Below are 18254 nucleotides of genomic sequence, written 5' to 3' on the forward strand. Positions count from 1 at the left end.
GGCTCAAGGTTCAAACGTCTCAAAAAATCAGCCGATATGGCTTCTTTTGACGAGTCGCTTGCCTTGAAGTATCGGTGACTGATCACCCCTTCATCGACAAGCGCCCACATGAATTATCTGATCGATTGTTAAAGAGCAGCTCCGAACTCTTAAAGAGTGGAGCATCTCGCATTTGCCTGGCCGTTTGGCCGGCGCCCTGCGAGGAAGGCGTATTCTACTGAATCGGCGGTGAATGTCAACCCCTGCTGTTGTCGTTCGCTCTAGATGACCGAGTGAACTAGCGGCGAGTTGAGCGCCGATCGAGTGGAGGAGCATTCTACCGTTTCCGGCGTTTTTGTCAATGCTCATCGACTCAAGCGAACCGAAAAACCTTAACGAAAACAAGTGCTTCCAACACTCTTTACCGCTTCCGACGTTTGCCCGTCGGCGGCAGCGGATGCGTACTTTACGGATTATCGGCGGGGCACACAACCCCTTTATGTGAAAAAGATGACAAAGGGGTTGTGGATAGATGACGGCGACCGACCGGGTGTGGATAAACAGGCCCATCAGACACGATAACGCCCGCACGAGGGCGGGCGTTATCGAGCAGGCAGCAGACGATCAGGCCGTGGTGCTAGAAGATTAGCTAGCCGGCTGCTTTTTCATCTTGCGCAGCGCGGCAAGCACTGGCCCCGAGGCAACATAGGCGGCGAACAGCAGCAGCAGCATGACCGAGGGTTCTACCGAGATCACCACGAAGCCCAGCACGATGGCGAGCAACACCACGAAAGGCACAGGCCCCTTGAGGTCGACATCCTTGAAGCTGTAGTAGCGGATATTGCTGACCATCAGCACGCCCGATGCGGCAACCACCACCAGCATCAGCAGCTTGAAGGCGAAGGCATTGGCATCGAAGCTGTGGAAGGTCCAAACGCTGGCGGCCACCAGGGCAGCGGCAGACGGACTGGGCAGCCCGATGAACCACCGCTTGTCTGTAGAGCCAATCTGCACATTGAAACGCGCCAGGCGTAGAGCGGCACAGGCCACGTACAGGAAGGCTACCACCCAGCCGACCTTGCCGAGGTCCTGAAGAATCCAGGTGAAGGACACCAAGGCGGGCGCCATGCCGAATGAAATCATGTCGGCAAGGCTATCGTACTCGGCGCCGAAGGCACTCTGGGTATTGGTCATGCGCGCAACGCGGCCATCGAGGCCGTCGAGCACCATGGCGATGAAGATGGCGATGGCGGCAGCTGAAAAGTCGCCATTGATGCCGGCCACTACGGCGAAGAAACCCGAGAACAATGCGGAGGTGGTGAACAGGTTCGGCAGCAGATAGATGCCACGCCGCCGGATCTTCTTACCATCCTCGACCGCTTCTTCGATCACCTCCGTCTCGCGCAAGAAGGTCGCAGTGACATCCTCGTCGTGTTCGGCGTGCTCGTGTTCGGTCTTATGCGAATCCTGGCTCATAGAGGTCTTCCGTTGCTGGGATATGTGTCTGTGACACGGGGACCATTCTACATGCTAGTTCCAACAACGATAGTAACGGTGGAATGAACGAAAACAGCGAGGGCGCGGAAATCCGCGCCCTCGCTGCCATGACGGCTATCTCACTAGCCGACTCTATCGATCCGAGCTATCGATCAGTTCTTGGACTTATCGACCAGCTGGTTGGCGGCGATCCAGGGCATCATGGAGCGCAGCTTCTCGCCGACCTGCTCGATCGGGTGCTCGGCGTTGAGACGACGACGCGCGGTCATCGACGGATAGTTGGTCTGGCTCTCAGCGATGAAGCTCTTGGCATAGTCACCGTTCTGGATGCGCTTGAGGGCATTGCGCATCGCTTCGCGGGACTGGTCGTTGATGACCTCTTTACCGGTGAAGTACTCGCCAAACTCCGCGTTGTTGGAGATGGAGTAGTTCATGTTGGCGATGCCGCCTTCGTACATCAGGTCGACGATCAGCTTGAGCTCGTGCAGGCACTCGAAGTAGGCCATTTCCGGGGCATAGCCTGCCTCGGTCAGGGTTTCGAAGCCGGCCTTGACCAGCTCGACTGCGCCACCGCAAAGAACGGCCTGCTCGCCGAACAGATCGGTTTCGGTCTCGTCACGGAAAGTGGTCTCGATGATGCCGGTACGACCACCGCCCACGCCTGCCGCGTAGGACAGTGCCAGCGCCTTGGCGTTGCCGGTCGCGTCCTGCTGGACGGCGATCAGGTCGGGAATGCCGCCACCCTTGACGAACTCGGAGCGCACGGTGTGACCCGGCGCCTTGGGCGCGATCATGATCACGTCCAGGTCCTTGCGCGGCTCGATCTGGTTGTAGTGGATGTTGAAGCCGTGAGCGAAGGCCAGGGTTGCGCCCTGCTTCAGGTTCGGCGCGACTTCCTGCTCGTAGATCGCCTTCTGGTTCTCGTCAGGCGCCAGCAGCATGACCACGTCAGCGGTCTGGCTCGCTTCGGTAACAGACGCGACCTTGAGGCCGGCCGCTTCAGCCTTGGCGGCAGAAGAAGAACCCTTGCGCAGCGCGACAGTGACGTCGACACCGGATTCCTTCAGGTTGTTAGCGTGTGCGTGGCCCTGGGAGCCGTAACCCACGATGGTGACCTTCTTGCCCTGGATGAGAGAGAGGTCGCAGTCCTTATCGTAATAAACGTGCATGGCGATATTCCTGATGATAAGTGAGAAAAGTGTCAGCGTTGATGGCAACCCGCGCCGTCTATCGCGACGCTTGTGGTATGTGATGCCGATGCAAGGACGATACGACAGACAATGCGTTGCGTAAAACGCTATATTTGCAATATCACATCCCGAAAAGTGCAATGACTCCTATGGACATACGCGACCTCAGGCATTTCCTGAGCCTGGCCGACACCCTGCATTTCGGCCGCGCCAGCGATGCCTGCCACGTCAGTCCCTCGACGCTTTCTCGTTCGATACGCTCCCTGGAAGAAAGCCTCGGCGCCACCCTCTTCGAGCGCGACAACCGCCACGTGGCCCTGACTCACCAGGGGCTGACCTTTCAGGCCTATGCCCGGGATGCCCTCGAGCAGTGGGAGCTGGTTCGTCATGCCCTGATGGAAGAAACCGCCGCACTCGCCGGCGAGATCAGCATTTTCTGCTCGGTCACCGCCAGCTATAGCTTCCTGTATGAGCTGCTGAGCGACTTTCGTACCCGCCACCCGCGCATTGAGCTCAAGCTGCATACCGGCGACCCGGCCCATTCGATCTCGCGGGTACTGGCCGGCGAAGAGGATATGGCAATCACCCCGCGACCGCGACGCCTCCCCGAGGCCCTGGCGTTCAAGCCGATGACCACCTCGCCACTGGTGTTCATCGCCCCACGGGACGGCGCCGACTGGATGCCCGCTCATCCAGAAGTCCCCACCGCCGAGCAATGGGCCGAGGTGCCGATGATTCTTTCCGAGTCGGGCCTGTCGCGGGAGTACAGCGACACCTGGTTCAAGGCGCTGGGCATCACGCCGCGCATCTACGCCCAGGTCGCCGGGCACGAGGCCATCGTCAGCATGGTCGGTCTGGGCTTCGGCATCGGCGTGGTGCCGAAGATCGTGGTCGACAACAGCCCTCTGGCCGCCCGGGTGCAGACCCTGGCGGTGAAACCCGAACTGCCCCACTACGACGTCGGCCTGTGCGTGGCCCAGCGCCGGCTGAAGAGCCCGCTGATCCGCGCGCTATGGTCCGAGGTCTCGGCACAATAGCGCCACACTCCACTGGACTGACACGAAGGCCAGGCACGAAAAAGCCGCTCCGAGGAGCGGCTTTCCTAGCGACTTGCCTAGGGCGTGGTCTTGGCTTGCGGCCACGTGTACGGCCTCAAAGGCTCAGCACCTTGTCGCCGCGGGCGATGCCCGAGACACCGGTACGCGCCACCTCGAGGATACCCACCGGGGCCATGGCCTGGAGGAAGGCATCCAGCTTGCTGGCGTCGCCAGTGATCTGCACCGTGTAGAGGTTTGGCGTCACGTCGACCACCTGGGCACGGAAGATGTCGGCGGTGCGCTTGACCTCATCACGGGCCGCGCCGAGCGCCTTGACCTTGACCAGCATCAGCTCGCGCTCGATGTGCTGCCCTTCGGTCAGGTCGACCAGCTTGACCACGTCGATCAGCTTGTTGAGGTGCTTGGTGATCTGCTCGATCACTCGGTCGTCACCGACGGTGGTGACGGTCAGGCGCGACAGCGTCGGGTCTTCGGTCGGCGCGACGTTGAGCGACTCGATGTTGTAGTTGCGCTGTGAGAACAGCCCCACCACACGAGACAAGGCGCCGGGTTCGTTTTCCATCAGGATCGAGATGATATGGCGCATCAGGTCCGCTCCGTCTTCGAAAGCAGCATGTCACGCATGGAGCCCAGGGGCACCTGCATCGGATAAACGTGCTCGCGCGGGTCGACGTAGACGTCGAGGAACACCAGCTCGTTCTTGTCAGCGAAGGCCCGCTCGAGAGCGGGTTCGAGATCCTCGTGACGTTCCACCTTGAGGGCGGTGAAGCCATACGACTCGATCAGCATCTGGAAGTCAGGCAGCGACTCCATGTAGGACTGGGCGTGACGGGACTTGTAGTTCAAATCCTGCCACTGGCGCACCATACCCAAGGAGCCGTTGTTCAGGTTGATGATCTTCACCCCCACCCCGTACTGCTTACAGGTGGAGAGTTCCTGCATCATCATCTGGAAACTGCCCTCGCCGGTGATGCAGACCACATCATCGTCCGGATAGCTCTTCTTGATGCCCATTGCCGCCGGGAAACCGAAGCCCATGGTGCCAAGCCCACCCGAGGTAATGAGACGATTGGGCTTGTCGAACTTGTAGTACTGGGCCGCGAACATCTGGTGCTGGCCCACGTCGGTGGTGACGTAGGCCTCGCCGCGGGTTACCCGGCAAACGGCTTCGATCACTTCCTGAGGCTTGAGCGGCTCGCCTTCCTGCGACGGCTCGTAAAGCTTGCCGACCCGCTCTTCGCGCCAGCCATCGAGCTTCTGCCACCACTCGGCGAGTGCCTCGGGCTGACTGACTTCCTTGCCCTGAACCAGGCTGATCATTTCGTTGATGACGCTGGCCGCCGGCCCGACGATCGGCACGTCGGCGCGCACGGTCTTGGAGACCGAGCTGGGGTCGATATCGACGTGAATGATCTTGGCCGTGGGGCAGAACTTGGAGGTGTTGTTGGTCACGCGGTCATCGAAGCGCGCTCCGATGGCGATCACCAGGTCGGCATGGTGCATGGCCATGTTCGACTCATAGGAGCCGTGCATGCCCAGCCAACCGAGACACTGCCGATCACTCTGCGGGTAGGCGCCGATGCCCATCAGCGTAGTGGTGATCGGAAAGCCCAGATGCTTGACCAGATCCGTCAGGCCTTCGCTGGCGTTACCGGTGACCACCCCGCCGCCGGTGTAGAACACCGGGCGCTTGGCCTTGAGCATCATCTCCACGGCTTTCTTGATCTGGCCGGTATGGCCGCGAGTCACCGGATTGTAGGAGCGCAGCTTGACCTTCTTCGGATAGACGTACTCGTAGCGCTCAGTGGGGGCGGTCATGTCCTTGGGAATGTCCACCACCACCGGCCCGGGGCGACCGGTCGACGCCAGGTAGTACGCCTTCTTCAGCACCTCGGGAATCTCCGACGGGTGCCGGATCGAGAAGCTGTGCTTCACCACCGGGCGGGTCACGCCGATGATGTCGGTTTCCTGGAAGGCATCGTCACCGATCAAGTGGCTCATCACCTGCCCGCACAGCACGACGAGCGGAATCGAGTCCATGTAGGCGGTGGCGATGCCGGTCACGGCGTTGGTCGCGCCGGGACCCGAGGTGACCAGCACGGTGCCTGGTTTGCCGGAAGCCCGAGCATAGCCGTCGGCGGCATGCGTCGCGGCCTGTTCATGGCGTACCAGGATGTGTTTGACCTTGTCCTGACGAAACAGGGCGTCGTAGATATGCAACGCCGCTCCGCCGGGGTAGCCATAGATATATTCGACGCCCTCGTCCTGAAGGAAGCGGGCGATCATGTCGGCGCCGGAAAGCAGTTCCACTGTATTTCTCCCCTGGAGGTCTCGAGTGCCTTGCCGTGCTCAAAGAGACACGCAAGTCGAGTGCGGCGGTATGCCGCGGCCGGTCGATGCCGGCACCTGATGCCAAACCCTGGCTTCATTCGGCCCGGATGGGGCCTGCACTCACATCACGGCGGTTCACCGTGTCGGGGCGTTGGCCGAGCGTGGCGGGTAGCCTTGCCCGGAAAATCCTTCGGCGGGTAGAGGTCTTGCGACCCACCCTTCACGCGGCGGTCGGGGATCGCCCGGTTTCGTCCGCGCCCGCAATCAGGAACCGTCAAGAGTCCAATAGGCCCTCGATAGTGTCAACCGTGAAACCGCGCTCCTGCGACGAGTCGACGAGAACCTGCCGCCTCAACCGGCTAATGGCGGCCCGAAATGGCCTATGGGTGCGGTGCATATGGTAACGGCGCCACTTCTCTTAGACCAATGTCTAGCGCATTCCGGATGGTAGATTTGTCGACTGGTTGCTGTAATAGTCTTCGGCTGACACGATTCAGCCAACCACACAACGCACTCATAGCCTTTCGTCGGGCTTTTCCGGCCGCTTGGATCAGCAGATAGCATCGCCCTGGCCCGAACCTTCTAGCCTTAGCGTTTGGGTCTTAGTCTTAGGTGAATCGATTCACCCAAGGCTAAACACTCAGAGGCTCAAGAGAAGCAGCGACGAAAGGTGCCCAGCAAGGAGAAAGTGAATGTCTCGCATCGTTCAGTGGTCGATCACGGTAGCCCTCGCCGGCTTCCTGTTCGGCTTCGATACCGCCGTCATCTCCGGCGCCGACAAGCCCATTCAGGCCCTCTGGGGACTCAGCGACCTCCAGCATGGCCTGCTGGTCATGTCGATGGCGCTGTGGGGCACGGTGATCGGCGCCATCGGCGGCAACTGGCCCACCGACAGGCTGGGGCGCCGAGCCACCCTGGTGCTGATCGGCATCCTCTACCTGAGCTCGGCGGTTGGCTCGGCGCTGTCCACCGACCCCTACTGGTTCTCGTTCTTCCGCCTGATCGGCGGCATCGGCGTGGGGATATCCTCGGTCGCCGCCCCTACCTACATTTCCGAGATCGCGCCAGCCAAGCACCGCGGCGCCCTGGTGGGCCTGTACCAGTTCAACATCGTGTTCGGCATCCTGATGGCTTTCGTCTCCAACTTCGTGCTGGGCTCGCTGCTGGGTGAGGGCGCATGGCGCTGGATGTTGGGCATCGAGGCCGTGCCGGCACTGCTGTATACGCTGATGATCTGCCGTGTGCCGAAGAGCCCGCGCTGGCTGATCCTCAAGCGTAACGACGTTGAGGGCGCCAGCGAGGTACTGAGAAAGATTGACCCCAACGCCGATGTGGACCACGAAATCGCCACCATCCGCGCCGCGGAAACCAGTGAGCAGAAGGCCCATGCGCCCTTCTTCTCCGGACGCTATCGCCTGCCAATCCTGCTGGCCTTCTTGATCGCCTTCTTCAATCAGCTCTCGGGCATCAACTTCATCATCTACTACGCGCCGCGAGTGTTCGAGGCCGCCGAGCTCGGCAATAGTGCCGCCCTGCTCTCATCCGCCGGTATCGGTCTGGTCAACCTGGTCTTCACCATGGCCGGCATGGCACTGATCGACCGCCTGGGGCGTCGCACCCTGCTGTATGTTGGCTCGGTGGGCTACTTGGTCTCGCTGGTCATGATCTCGCGGGCCTTCTTCCTCGGCGACCTGGGTGGCATCGAGGTGCCGCTGCTGCTGGGGCTGTTCATCGCCGCTCACGCGATCAGCCAGGGGGCGATCATCTGGGTATTCATCGCCGAGGTCTTCCCCAACCATGTGCGCGCCCGCGGCCAGTCCTTCGGCAGCTCCGTGCACTGGATCTGCGCGGCCCTGATCACCCTGGTGATGCCCTGGGTGCTCGGCACCTTCAACGGTGGCCCGGTGTTCGCCTTCTTCGCGGTCATGATGGCGCTGCAGGTGCTGTTCGTGAAATTCCTGATGCCCGAAACCAAGGGAGTGTCCCTGGAAGTCCTACAGGAGCGCCTGGTGCGCGAGCCGACACCGAAGGCGCGCCCCGCCAGCGCCGGCAGCCGCTGATCGCGCTGCAGCCGCTGGTCTGACAGCCAGCGCTGACGGTATGCAATAATCGACATGCAACGAAAAGGCCCGCCTCCGAGAGAGGCGGGCCTTCTTAGTATCGGCCCCTGAAGGCCGGTCGGCTTAGACGAGCTTATACCTTGCTGAACAACAGCTTGCCGTCGTCGCTGACCACCTTGATGGTATCGCCAGGCGAGAACTTGCCGGCGAGCATGTCCTGAGCCAGCGGGTTTTCGATCCGGCTCTGGATCGCCCGCTTGAGTGGCCGGGCACCAAATACCGGGTCAAACCCCACCACCGCCAGTTGGGCCAGGGCGTCGTCACTGACCTCGAGCGACAGCTCGTGCTCGGCGAGCCGGGCGCGCAGACGATCGAGCTGGATGCCGGCAATGGCCTGGATCTGCTCTTGGCCGAGGGCGTGGAAGACCACCACTTCATCGATGCGGTTGATCAACTCGGGACGGAAGTGGTCACCGACCACCGCCATCACCATGTCCTTCATGTGCTCGTAGTCTTTCTCGCTATCACCGCTGTCCTCGCTACCCATGCGCTGGATGATGTCCGAGCCCATGTTGGAGGTCATCACGATCACGGTGTTGCGAAAGTCCACGGTACGCCCCTGACCATCGGTCAGCCGGCCGTCCTCGAGCACCTGCAGCAGGATGTTGAAGACATCGGCATGCGCCTTCTCGACCTCGTCGAGCAACAGCACCGAATAGGGCTTGCGACGCACCGCCTCGGTCAGGTAGCCGCCTTCTTCGTAGCCGACATAGCCCGGAGGCGCACCGATCAAGCGGGCCACGGAGTGCTTCTCCATGAACTCGGACATGTCGATGCGCACCATGGCTTCCTCGGTGTCGAAGAGGAAGTTGGCCAGCGACTTGCACAGCTCGGTCTTGCCCACCCCGGTCGGGCCGAGGAACAGGAAGGAGCCGTTGGGCCGGTTCGGGTCGGCGAGCCCGGCGCGGGAGCGGCGCACGGCATTGGCCACCGCCGTGACCGCTTCGTCCTGGCCGATCACCCGTTCGTGCAAGGCCTCTTCCATACGCAGCAGTTTGTCGCGCTCGCCCTCGAGCATCTTGGACACCGGGATGCCGGTCCAGCGTGACACCACTTCGGCGACCTCTTCCTCGGTGACGTTGGAGCGCAGCAAGGTGTGGGTCGAGGTATCCGCGGTTTCGCTTTCCTCGATCTCGGCGATCTTGCGTTCGAGCTCGGGAATCACCCCGTACTGCAGCTTGGACATCGCCTCATAGTCGTTCTGACGCTTGGCAGCGTCGAGTTCGATGCGTGCCTTGTCGAGCTCTGCCTTGTGCTGGGCCGCGCCCTCGATGCTGGCCTTCTCGGACTTCCAGACCTCGTCGAGATCGGCGTATTCTCGGGCCAACTCGTCAATTTGCGCCTCTAGGCTCTCGAGACGCTTCTGAGAGGCATCGTCGGTCTCTTTCTTAAGCTGCTCACGCTCCATCTTGAGCTGGATCAGACGCCGGTCGAGGCGGTCCATTTCTTCAGGCTTGGAGTCGAGCTCCATGCGAATCCGCGAAGAGGCCTCGTCGATCAGGTCGATGGCTTTGTCCGGCAGTTGACGATCGGTGATATAGCGCGCCGACAGCTTGGCCGCGGCGATGATCGCCGAATCGGTGATGTGGAGACGATGATGGACTTCATAGCGCTCCTTGAGGCCACGCAGGATGGCAATGGTGTCTTCCTCGGAGGGCTCGTCGACCAGCACCTTCTGGAAGCGGCGCTCCAAGGCCGCGTCCTTCTCGATGTACTTGCGGTACTCATCCAGGGTGGTAGCGCCCACGCAGTGCAGCTCGCCGCGAGCCAGCGCCGGCTTCAGCATGTTGCCGGCGTCCATGGCGCCTTCGGCCTTACCGGCGCCGACCATGGTGTGCAGCTCATCGATGAACAGGATCACCCGACCCTCTTCCTGGGCCAGCTCGTTGAGCACCGCCTTGAGCCGCTCCTCGAACTCGCCGCGGAACTTGGCGCCGGCCAGCAGCGCGCCCATGTCCAGCGATAGCACGCGCTTGTCTTTGAGCCCTTCTGGCACTTCGCCGTCGATGATGCGGTTGGCCAGGCCTTCGACGATGGCGGTCTTGCCGACGCCGGGCTCGCCGATCAGCACCGGGTTGTTCTTGGTGCGACGTTGCAGCACCTGGATGGTACGGCGGATCTCATCGTCGCGGCCGATCACCGGGTCGAGCTTGCCTTCAGCGGCCCGGGCGGTCAGATCCAGGGTGTACTTGGAGAGCGCCTCGCGGGACTCCTCGGCGTTGGGATCGTCGACCTTCTGGCCACCGCGCAGGCTGTCGATGGCCGCGGCCAAGGCCTTCTGAGTGAGGCCGGCCTGGGTCAGCAGCTTGGTGATCGCATTATTCATGGAAAGCGCCGCCACCAGCACCAGCTCGCTTGCGATGAACTGATCGCCGCGCTTCTGTGCCTCCCGGTCGGCGAGATTCATCAGCCGCACGAAGTCCCTGGACGGCTGCACCTCGCCGTCGAACTGGCCCACCTCGGGCAGCCCATCCAGATAATTGGACAGCGCGCTACGCAGGGCGGTGGCATCGCCGCCTGCCTTGTCGACCAACCCCTTGAGACCGGCGTCGCGATCTTCGAGCAGCGCCATGAGCAGATGGCCCGGATCGAGCTGGTTATGGCCACGCCCCACCGCCAGGGATTGGGCATCGGCCACCGCGGTTTGCAATTTGCCAGTGAATTTTTCGAATCGCATCACATCCTCCATTAGGGCAGCGACGAGTTCGGACGCACCGCCTGCCTGTGTCGTGTCTTGACAGTATCAATGGAGGTATGTTGACCCGCTTTCAAGGCGTCGGCCGAGGAAAGAGGCGCCGACTTGATGCAGATCATAATTGGCAGGACGCCCCCGGCACATGAAGCGCGAAGACGCGGTGAATCCCTCCCAGGACGCTCGGCTTTTTCATCTGACCGCCACGGATGGCGGAAATACCGGAATTGCATGGATGCATTATCCGGCCCTGAAAAAGGCGCTTCGCTTTTCCATGCCCGGGGCCGAGAAAGACTCTTAGCGCAGCCAGATAGCGCTGGCCATGCGGCCGGTGACGCCGTCGTCACGGCGGTGGGAGTAGAAGCGCGGCTCGCAGGCGGTGCAGAAATGGCCACCGCTGATGTGGGCAACGCCAAGCCGCTCGAGACGCAGACGCGCCAGCCGGTAGATATCGGCCATGTAATGACCGAGACGATAGGGGCTAGGTTCGAAGGCGCTTTCGGCCTCGGGTTGCACCGCCACGAAGGCATCGTGCACTTCGGGGCCCACCTCGAACTGTGCGTTGGAAATGGCCGGCCCCAACCAGGCCATCAGCTCGCTGGGCTCGGTGCCGAGTGCGGCCACCGTGGCTTCGAGTACGCCGCCGGCAAGCCCACGCCAGCCCGCATGGGCGATACCCACCCGGGTGCCCAGCCGGTCGCAGAAGAACACCGGCAGGCAGTCGGCGGTCTGCACCACGCAGGCATGGCCGGCATCGAAGGCCACGGCGGCATCGGCTTGAGGCGCATCAGACACATAAACCTGCTGAACGTTGGCGCCATGCACCTGGTCGAGCCACAGCAACGGACGGTCACTGCCGATCTCGGCCTGCAGCAGCTCGCGGCAGCGCGCCACCGTGGAAGGATCGTCATCCACATGTTCGGCGGTATTGAAGGCCGCGAAGGGCCCTTTGCTGGGCCCGGTCTCGCGGGTAGTGACCAGGGCCCGCACCGTGCTCGGCGCCGGCCAGTCGGGCAGCACTAGCGTGGGGTGCGGGTGCAGCGTCTCAGCGGGGTCCGTCATCACCGGATTCCTCAGCAAAGCAATGGCCTCATCGCATGGTTTCGTGGTCGTCGCGCAGGTAATCGAGCAACATCAGCATATCGTCGGGCAGCGCGGCGCGAAACTCGAGGCGCTGGCCGCTTTCCGGATGAATGAAAGCCAGCTTGCGGGCATGCAGGGCCTGACGCGGGAAGCCACGCAGCAGGTCCTTGAGATCGTCGTCCGCCCCCGGCGGCAGCTTGAGACGGCCGCCATAGAGGCTATCGCCGATCAGCGGAAAGCGCTGGTGGGCCATGTGCACACGAATCTGATGGGTCCGTCCGGTCTCGAGCTTGCAGCGCACATGGGTGTGGTTGCGAAAACGCTCGGTCACTCGGTAGTGGGTAACAGCCGGCTTGCCAGACGCCGTGACCGCCTGGCGCTTGCGATCTTTTGGATGGCGCCCGATCGGCGCCTCGATGCGCCCGCCGGAGGTCACCACCCCGGTGACAATGGCATCGTATTCACGCGAGACGCTGCGCGCCTGGAGCTGCTCGACGAGCTGGGTCTGGGCGGCCAAGGTCTTGGCCACCACCATCAAGCCGGTAGTATCCTTGTCGAGGCGATGCACGATGCCGGCGCGAGGCACGCTAGCCAGCGCCGGGCAATGATGCAGCACGGCGTTGAGCAGGGTACCGTCAGGGTTACCGGCGGCCGGGTGCACCACCAGACCGCCGGGCTTGTTGATCACCAGCACGGCGGCGTCTTCATGGACGATGTCCAGGTCGATGGCCTGGGGCTCGAAGCGCAGCTCGTCCTCGACCACGGCGGTCAGCACGAGCTGCTCTCCGCCGTAGATCTTGTCCTTGGGCTTAGCACGGGCGCCGTCGAGGGTCAGGTCGCCGGATTTGATCCAGCCCTTGAGGCGTTCGCGGGAAAAATCGGCGAAGATTTCCGCCGCCACCTGATCGAAGCGCTGGCCGGCCATGGCCTCGGGAATGCGGGCGTCGCGATGTACGGTTTCTGACATGGGGGCTGTGTGCCTTTGAGGTGGCACTGACGAGACACCAAGGCTCGGCGCTTTGCGGCCTGCCCTGAGTGGTTTATCGTGAGTGCTTTATGATGAGCCGCTGCGTAATTCTACCACGGCCATTCGGGTTGTTTGAGACGAGGACCATGATGCGCGTTTTCCCCCGTGGCACACGGCTGGGCGCCTATGCCCTAACAGCCGCCCTGCTCGCCGGCTGCGCCGGCAACGATACCGTTCCCGATGAACTCGCGGAAGCCGAGCTCTACCAGCAGGCGATGACGGCGCTGGAAGCGCAGAACTATACCAACGCCGTGAGCCGGCTCGAAGCCCTCGACGCCCGCTACCCCTTCGGCGAGCACGCCGAGCAGGCACAGCTGGAGCTGATCTACGCCTACTACCAGACCGACAACTGGGAGTCGGCGCGGGCGGCTGCCAGCCGCTTCATCCGCTTGCAGCCAGATCACCCTCAGGTCGACTACGCCTACTACATGCGCGGCCTAGCCGCCTATCAGGCGGGCCGTTTCAGCCTCGAAGGGCTCAAGCTGATCGACATTTCCAAGCGCGACCTGGGCGCCACCCGCGACTCCTACAAGGACTTCCGGGAGCTCATCGAGCGCTTCCCGGACAGCGAGTATGCCCCGGACGCCCATCAGCGTCTGGTCTACCTGCGCAACGTGCTGGCCCGCCATGAGCTGCAGGTGGCCGACTTCTATCTGCGCAAGGGCGCCTATCTGGCGGCGGTCAAGCGCGGGCGCTGGGTGATCTCCCACTACCCGGAGGCGCCGGCCAATCAAGATGCCCTGGCGGTCATGGTCGAAGGCTATCTGGGTCTTGGCATGGACGATCGAGCCCGCGAAGTGCTCGCCACTCTGATCGAGAACGCGCCGGATAACGAGCGCCTCGACGGCAGGGCCTTCGAGCCCCGTTACGTCGACGCCGAGCCGCTGACGCTGTAACGGGCTCCTCCGGGGAGCTGTAAGTCATAAGAGGTAAGCTGGAAGAAAAATCAAACGCTAAAAACACCTGTCTTGGCAGATAGCGATTCTTCCAGCTTCCAGGCGCGCAGCGCCGCTTTTCCCTCTTATAGTTCCCCGGCGAAAGCCGGGGTCATTCCCCGGGCTGCCAACCGTTGACGATCGGGTAGCGACGGTCGCGCCCGAAGCCCCTTGGTGTCACGCGCACACCTACTGGCGCCTGACGACGCTTGTATTCACAGCGATCCACCAGCTTGACCACCTGGTAGACATCCTCGCGAGCAAAGCCGGCCTCGATGATCGCCTCGGCGCTCATGTCTCCCTCGATGTAGCGAACCAGGATGGCATCCAGGGTGTCGTATCCGGGCAAGGAGTCGCTGTCCTGCTGATCCGGCGCCAGCTCGGCCGACGGCGGCCGCTCGATGACCCGTTCGGGAATCGCCGGCTCCTGGTCGTTGCGCCAGCGTGCCAGGCGATAGACCCAGGTCTTGTAGACGTCTTTCAAGGCATTGTAGCCACCGACCATGTCGCCATAGAGGGTGGCGTAACCGACCGCCATCTCGCTCTTGTTGCCGGTGGTCAACACCATCAGGCCCTTCTTGTTGGAGATCGCCATCAGCAGCACGCCACGGCAGCGGGACTGCAGGTTCTCCTCGGTGGTGTCGCGCTCGGTGCCGGCAAAGCTCTCGGCCAGGGTGTCCATGAAGCTTTCGACCATCGGCGCGATGGGCATCACCTCATAGCCAACGCCCAGCAACTTGGCCTGTTCGGCGGCATCCGCCCGGGAGATATCGGCGGTGTAGTGATACGGCATCATCACCGCATGCACCCGCTCCGGCCCCAGCGCGTCTACCGCAATGGCCAGCGTCAGTGCCGAGTCGATGCCACCGGAAAGGCCGATCACCACGCCCTTGAAGCCGCTCTTGTTGACGTAGTCACGCACCCCGGTAACCAGCGCGCAATAGAGGCTTTCCTCGGGCTCGGGCAGCGGCTCACACTCGCCTGACTGTGGCACCCAGCCATTCTGCTCGCGCAGGAACTGCACCGGCATCAGCCCTACCTGCCAGTGGGGCGCCTGCACCTGCAACTGGCCATTGGCATCGACGCAGGCCGAGCCGCCGTCGAACACCAGCTCGTCCTGGCCACCCACCTGATTCACATAGACCAGCGGACGCTTGGCCTCGGCGGCCCGCTCGCGCAGGAGCTCGAGACGCTCTGCGGGCTTGTCCTGATGATAGGGCGACGAATTGAGCGTGATCAGAATCTCCGCGCCCGCCTCGCAGGCCAGGCGAACCGGCTCGGTCTTCCAGACGTCCTCGCAGATCAGGATGCCGAGCTTGGCGCCCTTATGCTCGATCACCAGCGGCTCGGTGCCGGCGCTGAAGTAGCGCTGCTCGTCGAACACCTGGTAATTGGGCAGCGCCTGCTTGGCATACTCGTCGAGCCATTCGCCGTTATACAAAAGGCCCGCCAGGTTATAGGTCTGCCCTTCTCGGCGACCGGGGTAACCAATGATCACCAGCACGTCGCGGGCGACCTTGGCGGCCATTCGCGCACGAGCCTCCCGCAGGCGCGTCTCCATGGAGGGGCGCAGCAGCAGATCCTCCGGCGGATAGCCGGTCAGAAACAGTTCGGGGAATACCACGATATCCGCGCCGTGCTCGATGCGGGCCTCGCGCACCGCTTCGATGGCACGCTCGGCGTTGCCGGGAATATCGCCGACCAGGGGGTCGAATTGGGCCATCACCAGCGTCAGGTCTTGCATGGTCGGGGAAATCTCTCGAAACTCTCGGATACTCGTATTGTCCCGCATGGCCGCCCGAGTAGCAAAACACAAGACCTTCTTAACGCGGCCCGACTAGGGAGTCACAAAAGGATGAACCTGTTGATCATTCGCCTGATCATTTTCGCTGTGGTGTTCTGGGCTGGCCTCAAGCTCTACCGCATGTACCGCGACTGGAAGCTGGAACGCGACGAATGGGAGCGCAAGGAGACTCGCCAGGATGGCGGCCATATGGTGCGCTGCGTCTACTGCCAGGTGCACCTACCCGAGGATGAAGCCCTACGCGAGCAAGGCGAATGGTTCTGCGGCACTCCCCATCGCGACAAGTACCTGGCCGAACAGCGCCCATCCGACTGAGGTCGTCGTCGGCCGCCGCTACCCGCCACCAAGGCGACCCGCCAGCCGGTAAGGGGCCGGATCGATGATCGGCTCACGGCCCAGCAGCTCATCGACCAGCAGTCGCGTCGAGGCCGGCGCCAGCACCAGACCGTTACGGTAGTGGCCGGCATTGACCCAGAGGTTCTCCACGCCTGGGACCGCACCAATGAACGGAATGCCCTCTGGGGAGCCGGGGCGCAGCCCGGCCCAGTGATGCTCCACCTCGCAGTCGGCGAGCGCCGGCAGGATCCGGGTGGCGCTCTGCCAAAGCGATTCTCGTGCATCAACGCTGAGCGCTTTGTCGAAGCCAGCTTCTTCCAGCGTCGATCCCGCCAGGACACGACCATCGCCGCGGGGAATCACATAGCGACCATCCATCAGCACCACCCGCTGGACGAGCCCCGCCGGCGCCTTGAAGAGAATCATCTGCCCCTTCACCGGCCGCACCGGCAGCGCCACCTCGACGCTCTCCAGTAACTGTGCCGCCCAGGCACCGCCGCAGACGATCACACGCCCCGCCGCGATCAAGCCCTCCTTCGTGCGGGCACCAACCACCCCGCCGCTCGCAGCGCGCTCGAGACCGGTTACCGTTTCATGCTCACGCAGCGTGACCCGCGGCATCATTGCCAGCCGCGCCCGCAGCGCCTGGCCCAGGCGCGGGTTGCGAATGCTGCCAAGCGTCGGCATCCATAGCGCCTGCTCACAGCCCGGCGTCGCCGCGGGCTCCTTGGCATAGATCACCTCCGGGCCCACCCGCTCTAAGGGCTTGCCAACCTGGCGTGCCCAGTCGAGGGCACGCGCCTCGTCCTCGACACGCAGATACAGCAGCCCCTTCTGGCGATACTCCGGGTCGATGCCGGTTTCTTCCAGCAGTCGCAGGCTAAGTTCCGGGTAGAACCCCTCGGACCAGCGCGACAGTCGCGACACCGGCGTGCCGTAACGCCAAGGGTATAGCGGCGAAACGATGCCGCCTCCCGCCCAAGATGCCTCGCGTCCGCATTCGCCACGTTCGACCAGCGTTACCGACTGGCCCGCGTCGGCCAGCTGCAAAGCCGTCATCATGCCGATGACGCCACCGCCGATAATCAGGAAATCGCTCACAATAGAATACGCTCTGGCTTACGACAGTTTTGGCTAGAGTAATGGAAAGCTCGACAGAATAAAGGGCAAGCGACAGGACGAGCGGGGAAAAGCAACAGCGAGCGCACCGCTCAAAATGCGTCAGTAATCGGACACTCCAGGGAAGGAGAGAGCTATGCGCACGGGAAAGGAACCCCATCCCCTCTATCGTAAGGCTGGCTTCACTCTGGTAGAGCTGTTGGTGACCCTAGTCGTACTGACGGTCATGCTTACCTGGGGCGTGCCCAACTTTCAGCGGCTCATAGAGCGGTTCTCGATAGATACAGGTATCAGCCGCCTTCAGCGAGCGATTGCGCTGACCAGAAATACCGCCATAAGCCAGCAGCGGCGACTGACGCTATGCCCCAGCGCTGATAACGAACATTGCAGCACCAACTGGGACCTGCCGTTACTGATCATGGAGGGTAATGTAAACGGGGATGCGCTCGAGGATGCTGAAATACTGAAGGTAGTCCCTGCTGGCAATCTCGAGCGCGTTAACTTCCGCAATGGCTATCGCTGGCTACGTATCGGTTCGAGTGGCTGGCCGCGGGGGTATAACGGCACCTTTACGCTGTGCGGTCAGGACGCATCAGCGACGCTGGTGATGAGTGCTACCGGACGCCTTAGGGTCGGCCCATCAGGGGACTGCGGGAGCTAGAAACACTGGGCAACCGTGCCAGACCCTGAAATGGATGCCTGCCCGGTCTGATCGAGTGACAGGGTGCCGCATTCGGCATCAGGCGCCTGAGGCCCCGTCGGGGAGGCCTCAATCTTAAACGACTGGGCCGTTGGTTCCTTATCAGCGAAAGCCAGCGTGTAGCGATTGGCATTAGCCAACTCACTGACACACTCAGCATTCGGCAATGGCTGATTATCGTTCTTGTAACTGAAGGTCTCGGTATACCGGCGCTCCATCCCTTGAGCCAACTCATCGAGACAAGCTGAAGCCCGGGTTCGCCATGTATCGGTTACATACCGCTGGTAGGAGGGATAGGCGATACTGGCCAAAATGGCGATGATCGCAACCGCAATCAGCAGCTCGATCAAGGTAAAACCGCGCGACAAACCACTGCGCATGGA

General features: G+C 62.4%; 16 protein-coding genes. 6 read left to right on the top strand and 10 right to left on the bottom strand.

What is annotated here, in order from left to right:
- Positions 1-624 precede the first annotated feature (624 nt).
- Positions 625-1455: a CDP-diacylglycerol--serine O-phosphatidyltransferase gene (pssA, locus tag BLR71_RS12655; RefSeq protein ID WP_092526987.1), complete on the bottom strand. Its 831-nt coding sequence runs from the start codon at positions 1453-1455 to the stop codon at positions 625-627.
- A gap of 173 nt (positions 1456-1628) precedes the next feature.
- Positions 1629-2645: a ketol-acid reductoisomerase gene (gene ilvC, locus BLR71_RS12660; RefSeq protein WP_092526990.1), complete on the bottom strand. Its 1017-nt coding sequence runs from the start codon at positions 2643-2645 to the stop codon at positions 1629-1631.
- A gap of 170 nt (positions 2646-2815) precedes the next feature.
- On the opposite strand from ilvC, the gene ilvY reads away from it, so the two are divergent.
- Positions 2816-3703: an HTH-type transcriptional activator IlvY gene (gene ilvY / locus BLR71_RS12665; protein ID WP_092526992.1), complete on the top strand. Its 888-nt coding sequence runs from the start codon at positions 2816-2818 to the stop codon at positions 3701-3703.
- Between the two features lie 115 nt (positions 3704-3818).
- On the opposite strand, the gene ilvN is transcribed toward ilvY, so the two are convergent.
- A complete protein-coding gene (ilvN, locus tag BLR71_RS12670; protein ID WP_092526995.1) occupies positions 3819-4310 on the bottom strand; it encodes an acetolactate synthase small subunit in 492 nt (163 codons plus the stop codon).
- A complete protein-coding gene (locus BLR71_RS12675) occupies positions 4310-6034 on the bottom strand; it encodes an acetolactate synthase 3 large subunit (protein ID WP_092526997.1) in 1725 nt (574 codons plus the stop codon). The genes ilvN and BLR71_RS12675 overlap by 1 nt, the downstream gene beginning before the upstream one ends.
- Positions 6035-6747: 713 nt before the next feature.
- Here BLR71_RS12675 and BLR71_RS12680 point away from each other — a divergent pair.
- Positions 6748-8115, top strand: coding sequence for a sugar porter family MFS transporter (locus tag BLR71_RS12680; protein WP_092527000.1), 1368 nt, complete (start codon positions 6748-6750; stop codon positions 8113-8115).
- A gap of 133 nt (positions 8116-8248) precedes the next feature.
- Here BLR71_RS12680 and clpB read toward each other — a convergent pair whose 3' ends face one another.
- The gene (clpB, locus tag BLR71_RS12685) at positions 8249-10852 is read right to left on the bottom strand and encodes an ATP-dependent chaperone ClpB (RefSeq protein ID WP_092527003.1); all 2604 of its coding nucleotides are present in this window, start codon (positions 10850-10852) and stop codon (positions 8249-8251) included.
- A gap of 160 nt (positions 10853-11012) precedes the next feature.
- Here clpB and BLR71_RS17660 point away from each other — a divergent pair, with 160 nt between their 5' ends.
- Positions 11013-11168: a hypothetical protein gene (locus tag BLR71_RS17660; RefSeq protein WP_175491678.1), complete on the top strand. Its 156-nt coding sequence runs from the start codon at positions 11013-11015 to the stop codon at positions 11166-11168.
- Here BLR71_RS17660 and pgeF read toward each other — a convergent pair.
- Positions 11165-11929, bottom strand: coding sequence for a peptidoglycan editing factor PgeF (pgeF, locus tag BLR71_RS12690; protein ID WP_092527005.1), 765 nt, complete (start codon positions 11927-11929; stop codon positions 11165-11167). The genes BLR71_RS17660 and pgeF overlap by 4 nt on opposite strands.
- 28 nt (positions 11930-11957) lie before the next feature.
- On the bottom strand, positions 11958-12917 hold the full coding sequence (gene rluD / locus BLR71_RS12695) for a 23S rRNA pseudouridine(1911/1915/1917) synthase RluD (RefSeq protein ID WP_092527007.1): 960 nt from the start codon (positions 12915-12917) through the stop codon (positions 11958-11960).
- Positions 12918-13066: 149 nt separating this feature from the next.
- On the opposite strand from rluD, the gene BLR71_RS12700 reads away from it, so the two are divergent.
- Positions 13067-13873 carry an outer membrane protein assembly factor BamD gene (locus BLR71_RS12700; RefSeq protein ID WP_092527009.1) on the top strand — a complete coding sequence of 269 codons (807 nt, stop codon included), beginning with the start codon at positions 13067-13069 and terminating at the stop codon, positions 13871-13873.
- A 151-nt stretch (positions 13874-14024) separates the two neighbouring features.
- On the opposite strand, the gene BLR71_RS12705 is transcribed toward BLR71_RS12700, so the two are convergent.
- Positions 14025-15656, bottom strand: a complete 1632-nt coding sequence (locus BLR71_RS12705; protein WP_092527011.1) for an NAD+ synthase — start codon at positions 15654-15656, stop codon at positions 14025-14027.
- A 111-nt stretch (positions 15657-15767) separates the two neighbouring features.
- Between BLR71_RS12705 and BLR71_RS12710 the strand changes: the two genes are divergently transcribed.
- Positions 15768-16031, top strand: coding sequence for a PP0621 family protein (locus BLR71_RS12710; protein ID WP_092527013.1), 264 nt, complete (start codon positions 15768-15770; stop codon positions 16029-16031).
- 18 nt (positions 16032-16049) lie between these two features.
- Here the strand turns inward: BLR71_RS12710 and thiO are convergent, their stop codons facing one another.
- The gene (gene thiO / locus BLR71_RS12715) at positions 16050-17153 is read right to left on the bottom strand and encodes a glycine oxidase ThiO (RefSeq protein WP_092527015.1); all 1104 of its coding nucleotides are present in this window, start codon (positions 17151-17153) and stop codon (positions 16050-16052) included.
- Positions 17154-17307: 154 nt separating this feature from the next.
- Between thiO and BLR71_RS12720 the strand changes: the two genes are divergently transcribed.
- Positions 17308-17832, top strand: coding sequence for a GspH/FimT family protein (locus tag BLR71_RS12720; protein ID WP_092527280.1), 525 nt, complete (start codon positions 17308-17310; stop codon positions 17830-17832).
- Here the strand turns inward: BLR71_RS12720 and BLR71_RS12725 are convergent.
- The gene (locus BLR71_RS12725) at positions 17829-18251 is read right to left on the bottom strand and encodes a type IV pilin protein (RefSeq protein WP_092527017.1); all 423 of its coding nucleotides are present in this window, start codon (positions 18249-18251) and stop codon (positions 17829-17831) included. The genes BLR71_RS12720 and BLR71_RS12725 overlap by 4 nt on opposite strands.
- Between the last annotated feature and the right edge of the window lie 3 nt (positions 18252-18254).

It is taken from the genome of Onishia taeanensis, from assembly GCF_900100755.1.
In the GTDB taxonomy this organism is placed as follows: domain Bacteria; phylum Pseudomonadota; class Gammaproteobacteria; order Pseudomonadales; family Halomonadaceae; genus Onishia; species Onishia taeanensis.

Coding starts and splice junctions, on each gene's coding strand:
- pssA (WP_092526987.1), bottom strand. CDS start 1,455: ATGAGCCAGGATTCGCATAAGACCGAACACGAGCACGCCGAACACGAC.
- ilvC (WP_092526990.1), bottom strand. CDS start 2,645: ATGCACGTTTATTACGATAAGGACTGCGACCTCTCTCTCATCCAGGGC.
- ilvY (WP_092526992.1), top strand. CDS start 2,816: ATGGACATACGCGACCTCAGGCATTTCCTGAGCCTGGCCGACACCCTG.
- ilvN (WP_092526995.1), bottom strand. CDS start 4,310: ATGCGCCATATCATCTCGATCCTGATGGAAAACGAACCCGGCGCCTTG.
- BLR71_RS12680 (WP_092527000.1), top strand. CDS start 6,748: ATGTCTCGCATCGTTCAGTGGTCGATCACGGTAGCCCTCGCCGGCTTC.
- clpB (WP_092527003.1), bottom strand. CDS start 10,852: ATGCGATTCGAAAAATTCACTGGCAAATTGCAAACCGCGGTGGCCGAT.
- BLR71_RS17660 (WP_175491678.1), top strand. CDS start 11,013: ATGAAGCGCGAAGACGCGGTGAATCCCTCCCAGGACGCTCGGCTTTTT.
- pgeF (WP_092527005.1), bottom strand. CDS start 11,929: ATGACGGACCCCGCTGAGACGCTGCACCCGCACCCCACGCTAGTGCTG.
- rluD (WP_092527007.1), bottom strand. CDS start 12,917: ATGTCAGAAACCGTACATCGCGACGCCCGCATTCCCGAGGCCATGGCC.
- BLR71_RS12700 (WP_092527009.1), top strand. CDS start 13,067: ATGCGCGTTTTCCCCCGTGGCACACGGCTGGGCGCCTATGCCCTAACA.
- BLR71_RS12705 (WP_092527011.1), bottom strand. CDS start 15,656: ATGCAAGACCTGACGCTGGTGATGGCCCAATTCGACCCCCTGGTCGGC.
- BLR71_RS12710 (WP_092527013.1), top strand. CDS start 15,768: ATGAACCTGTTGATCATTCGCCTGATCATTTTCGCTGTGGTGTTCTGG.
- BLR71_RS12720 (WP_092527280.1), top strand. CDS start 17,308: ATGCGCACGGGAAAGGAACCCCATCCCCTCTATCGTAAGGCTGGCTTC.
- BLR71_RS12725 (WP_092527017.1), bottom strand. CDS start 18,251: ATGCGCAGTGGTTTGTCGCGCGGTTTTACCTTGATCGAGCTGCTGATT.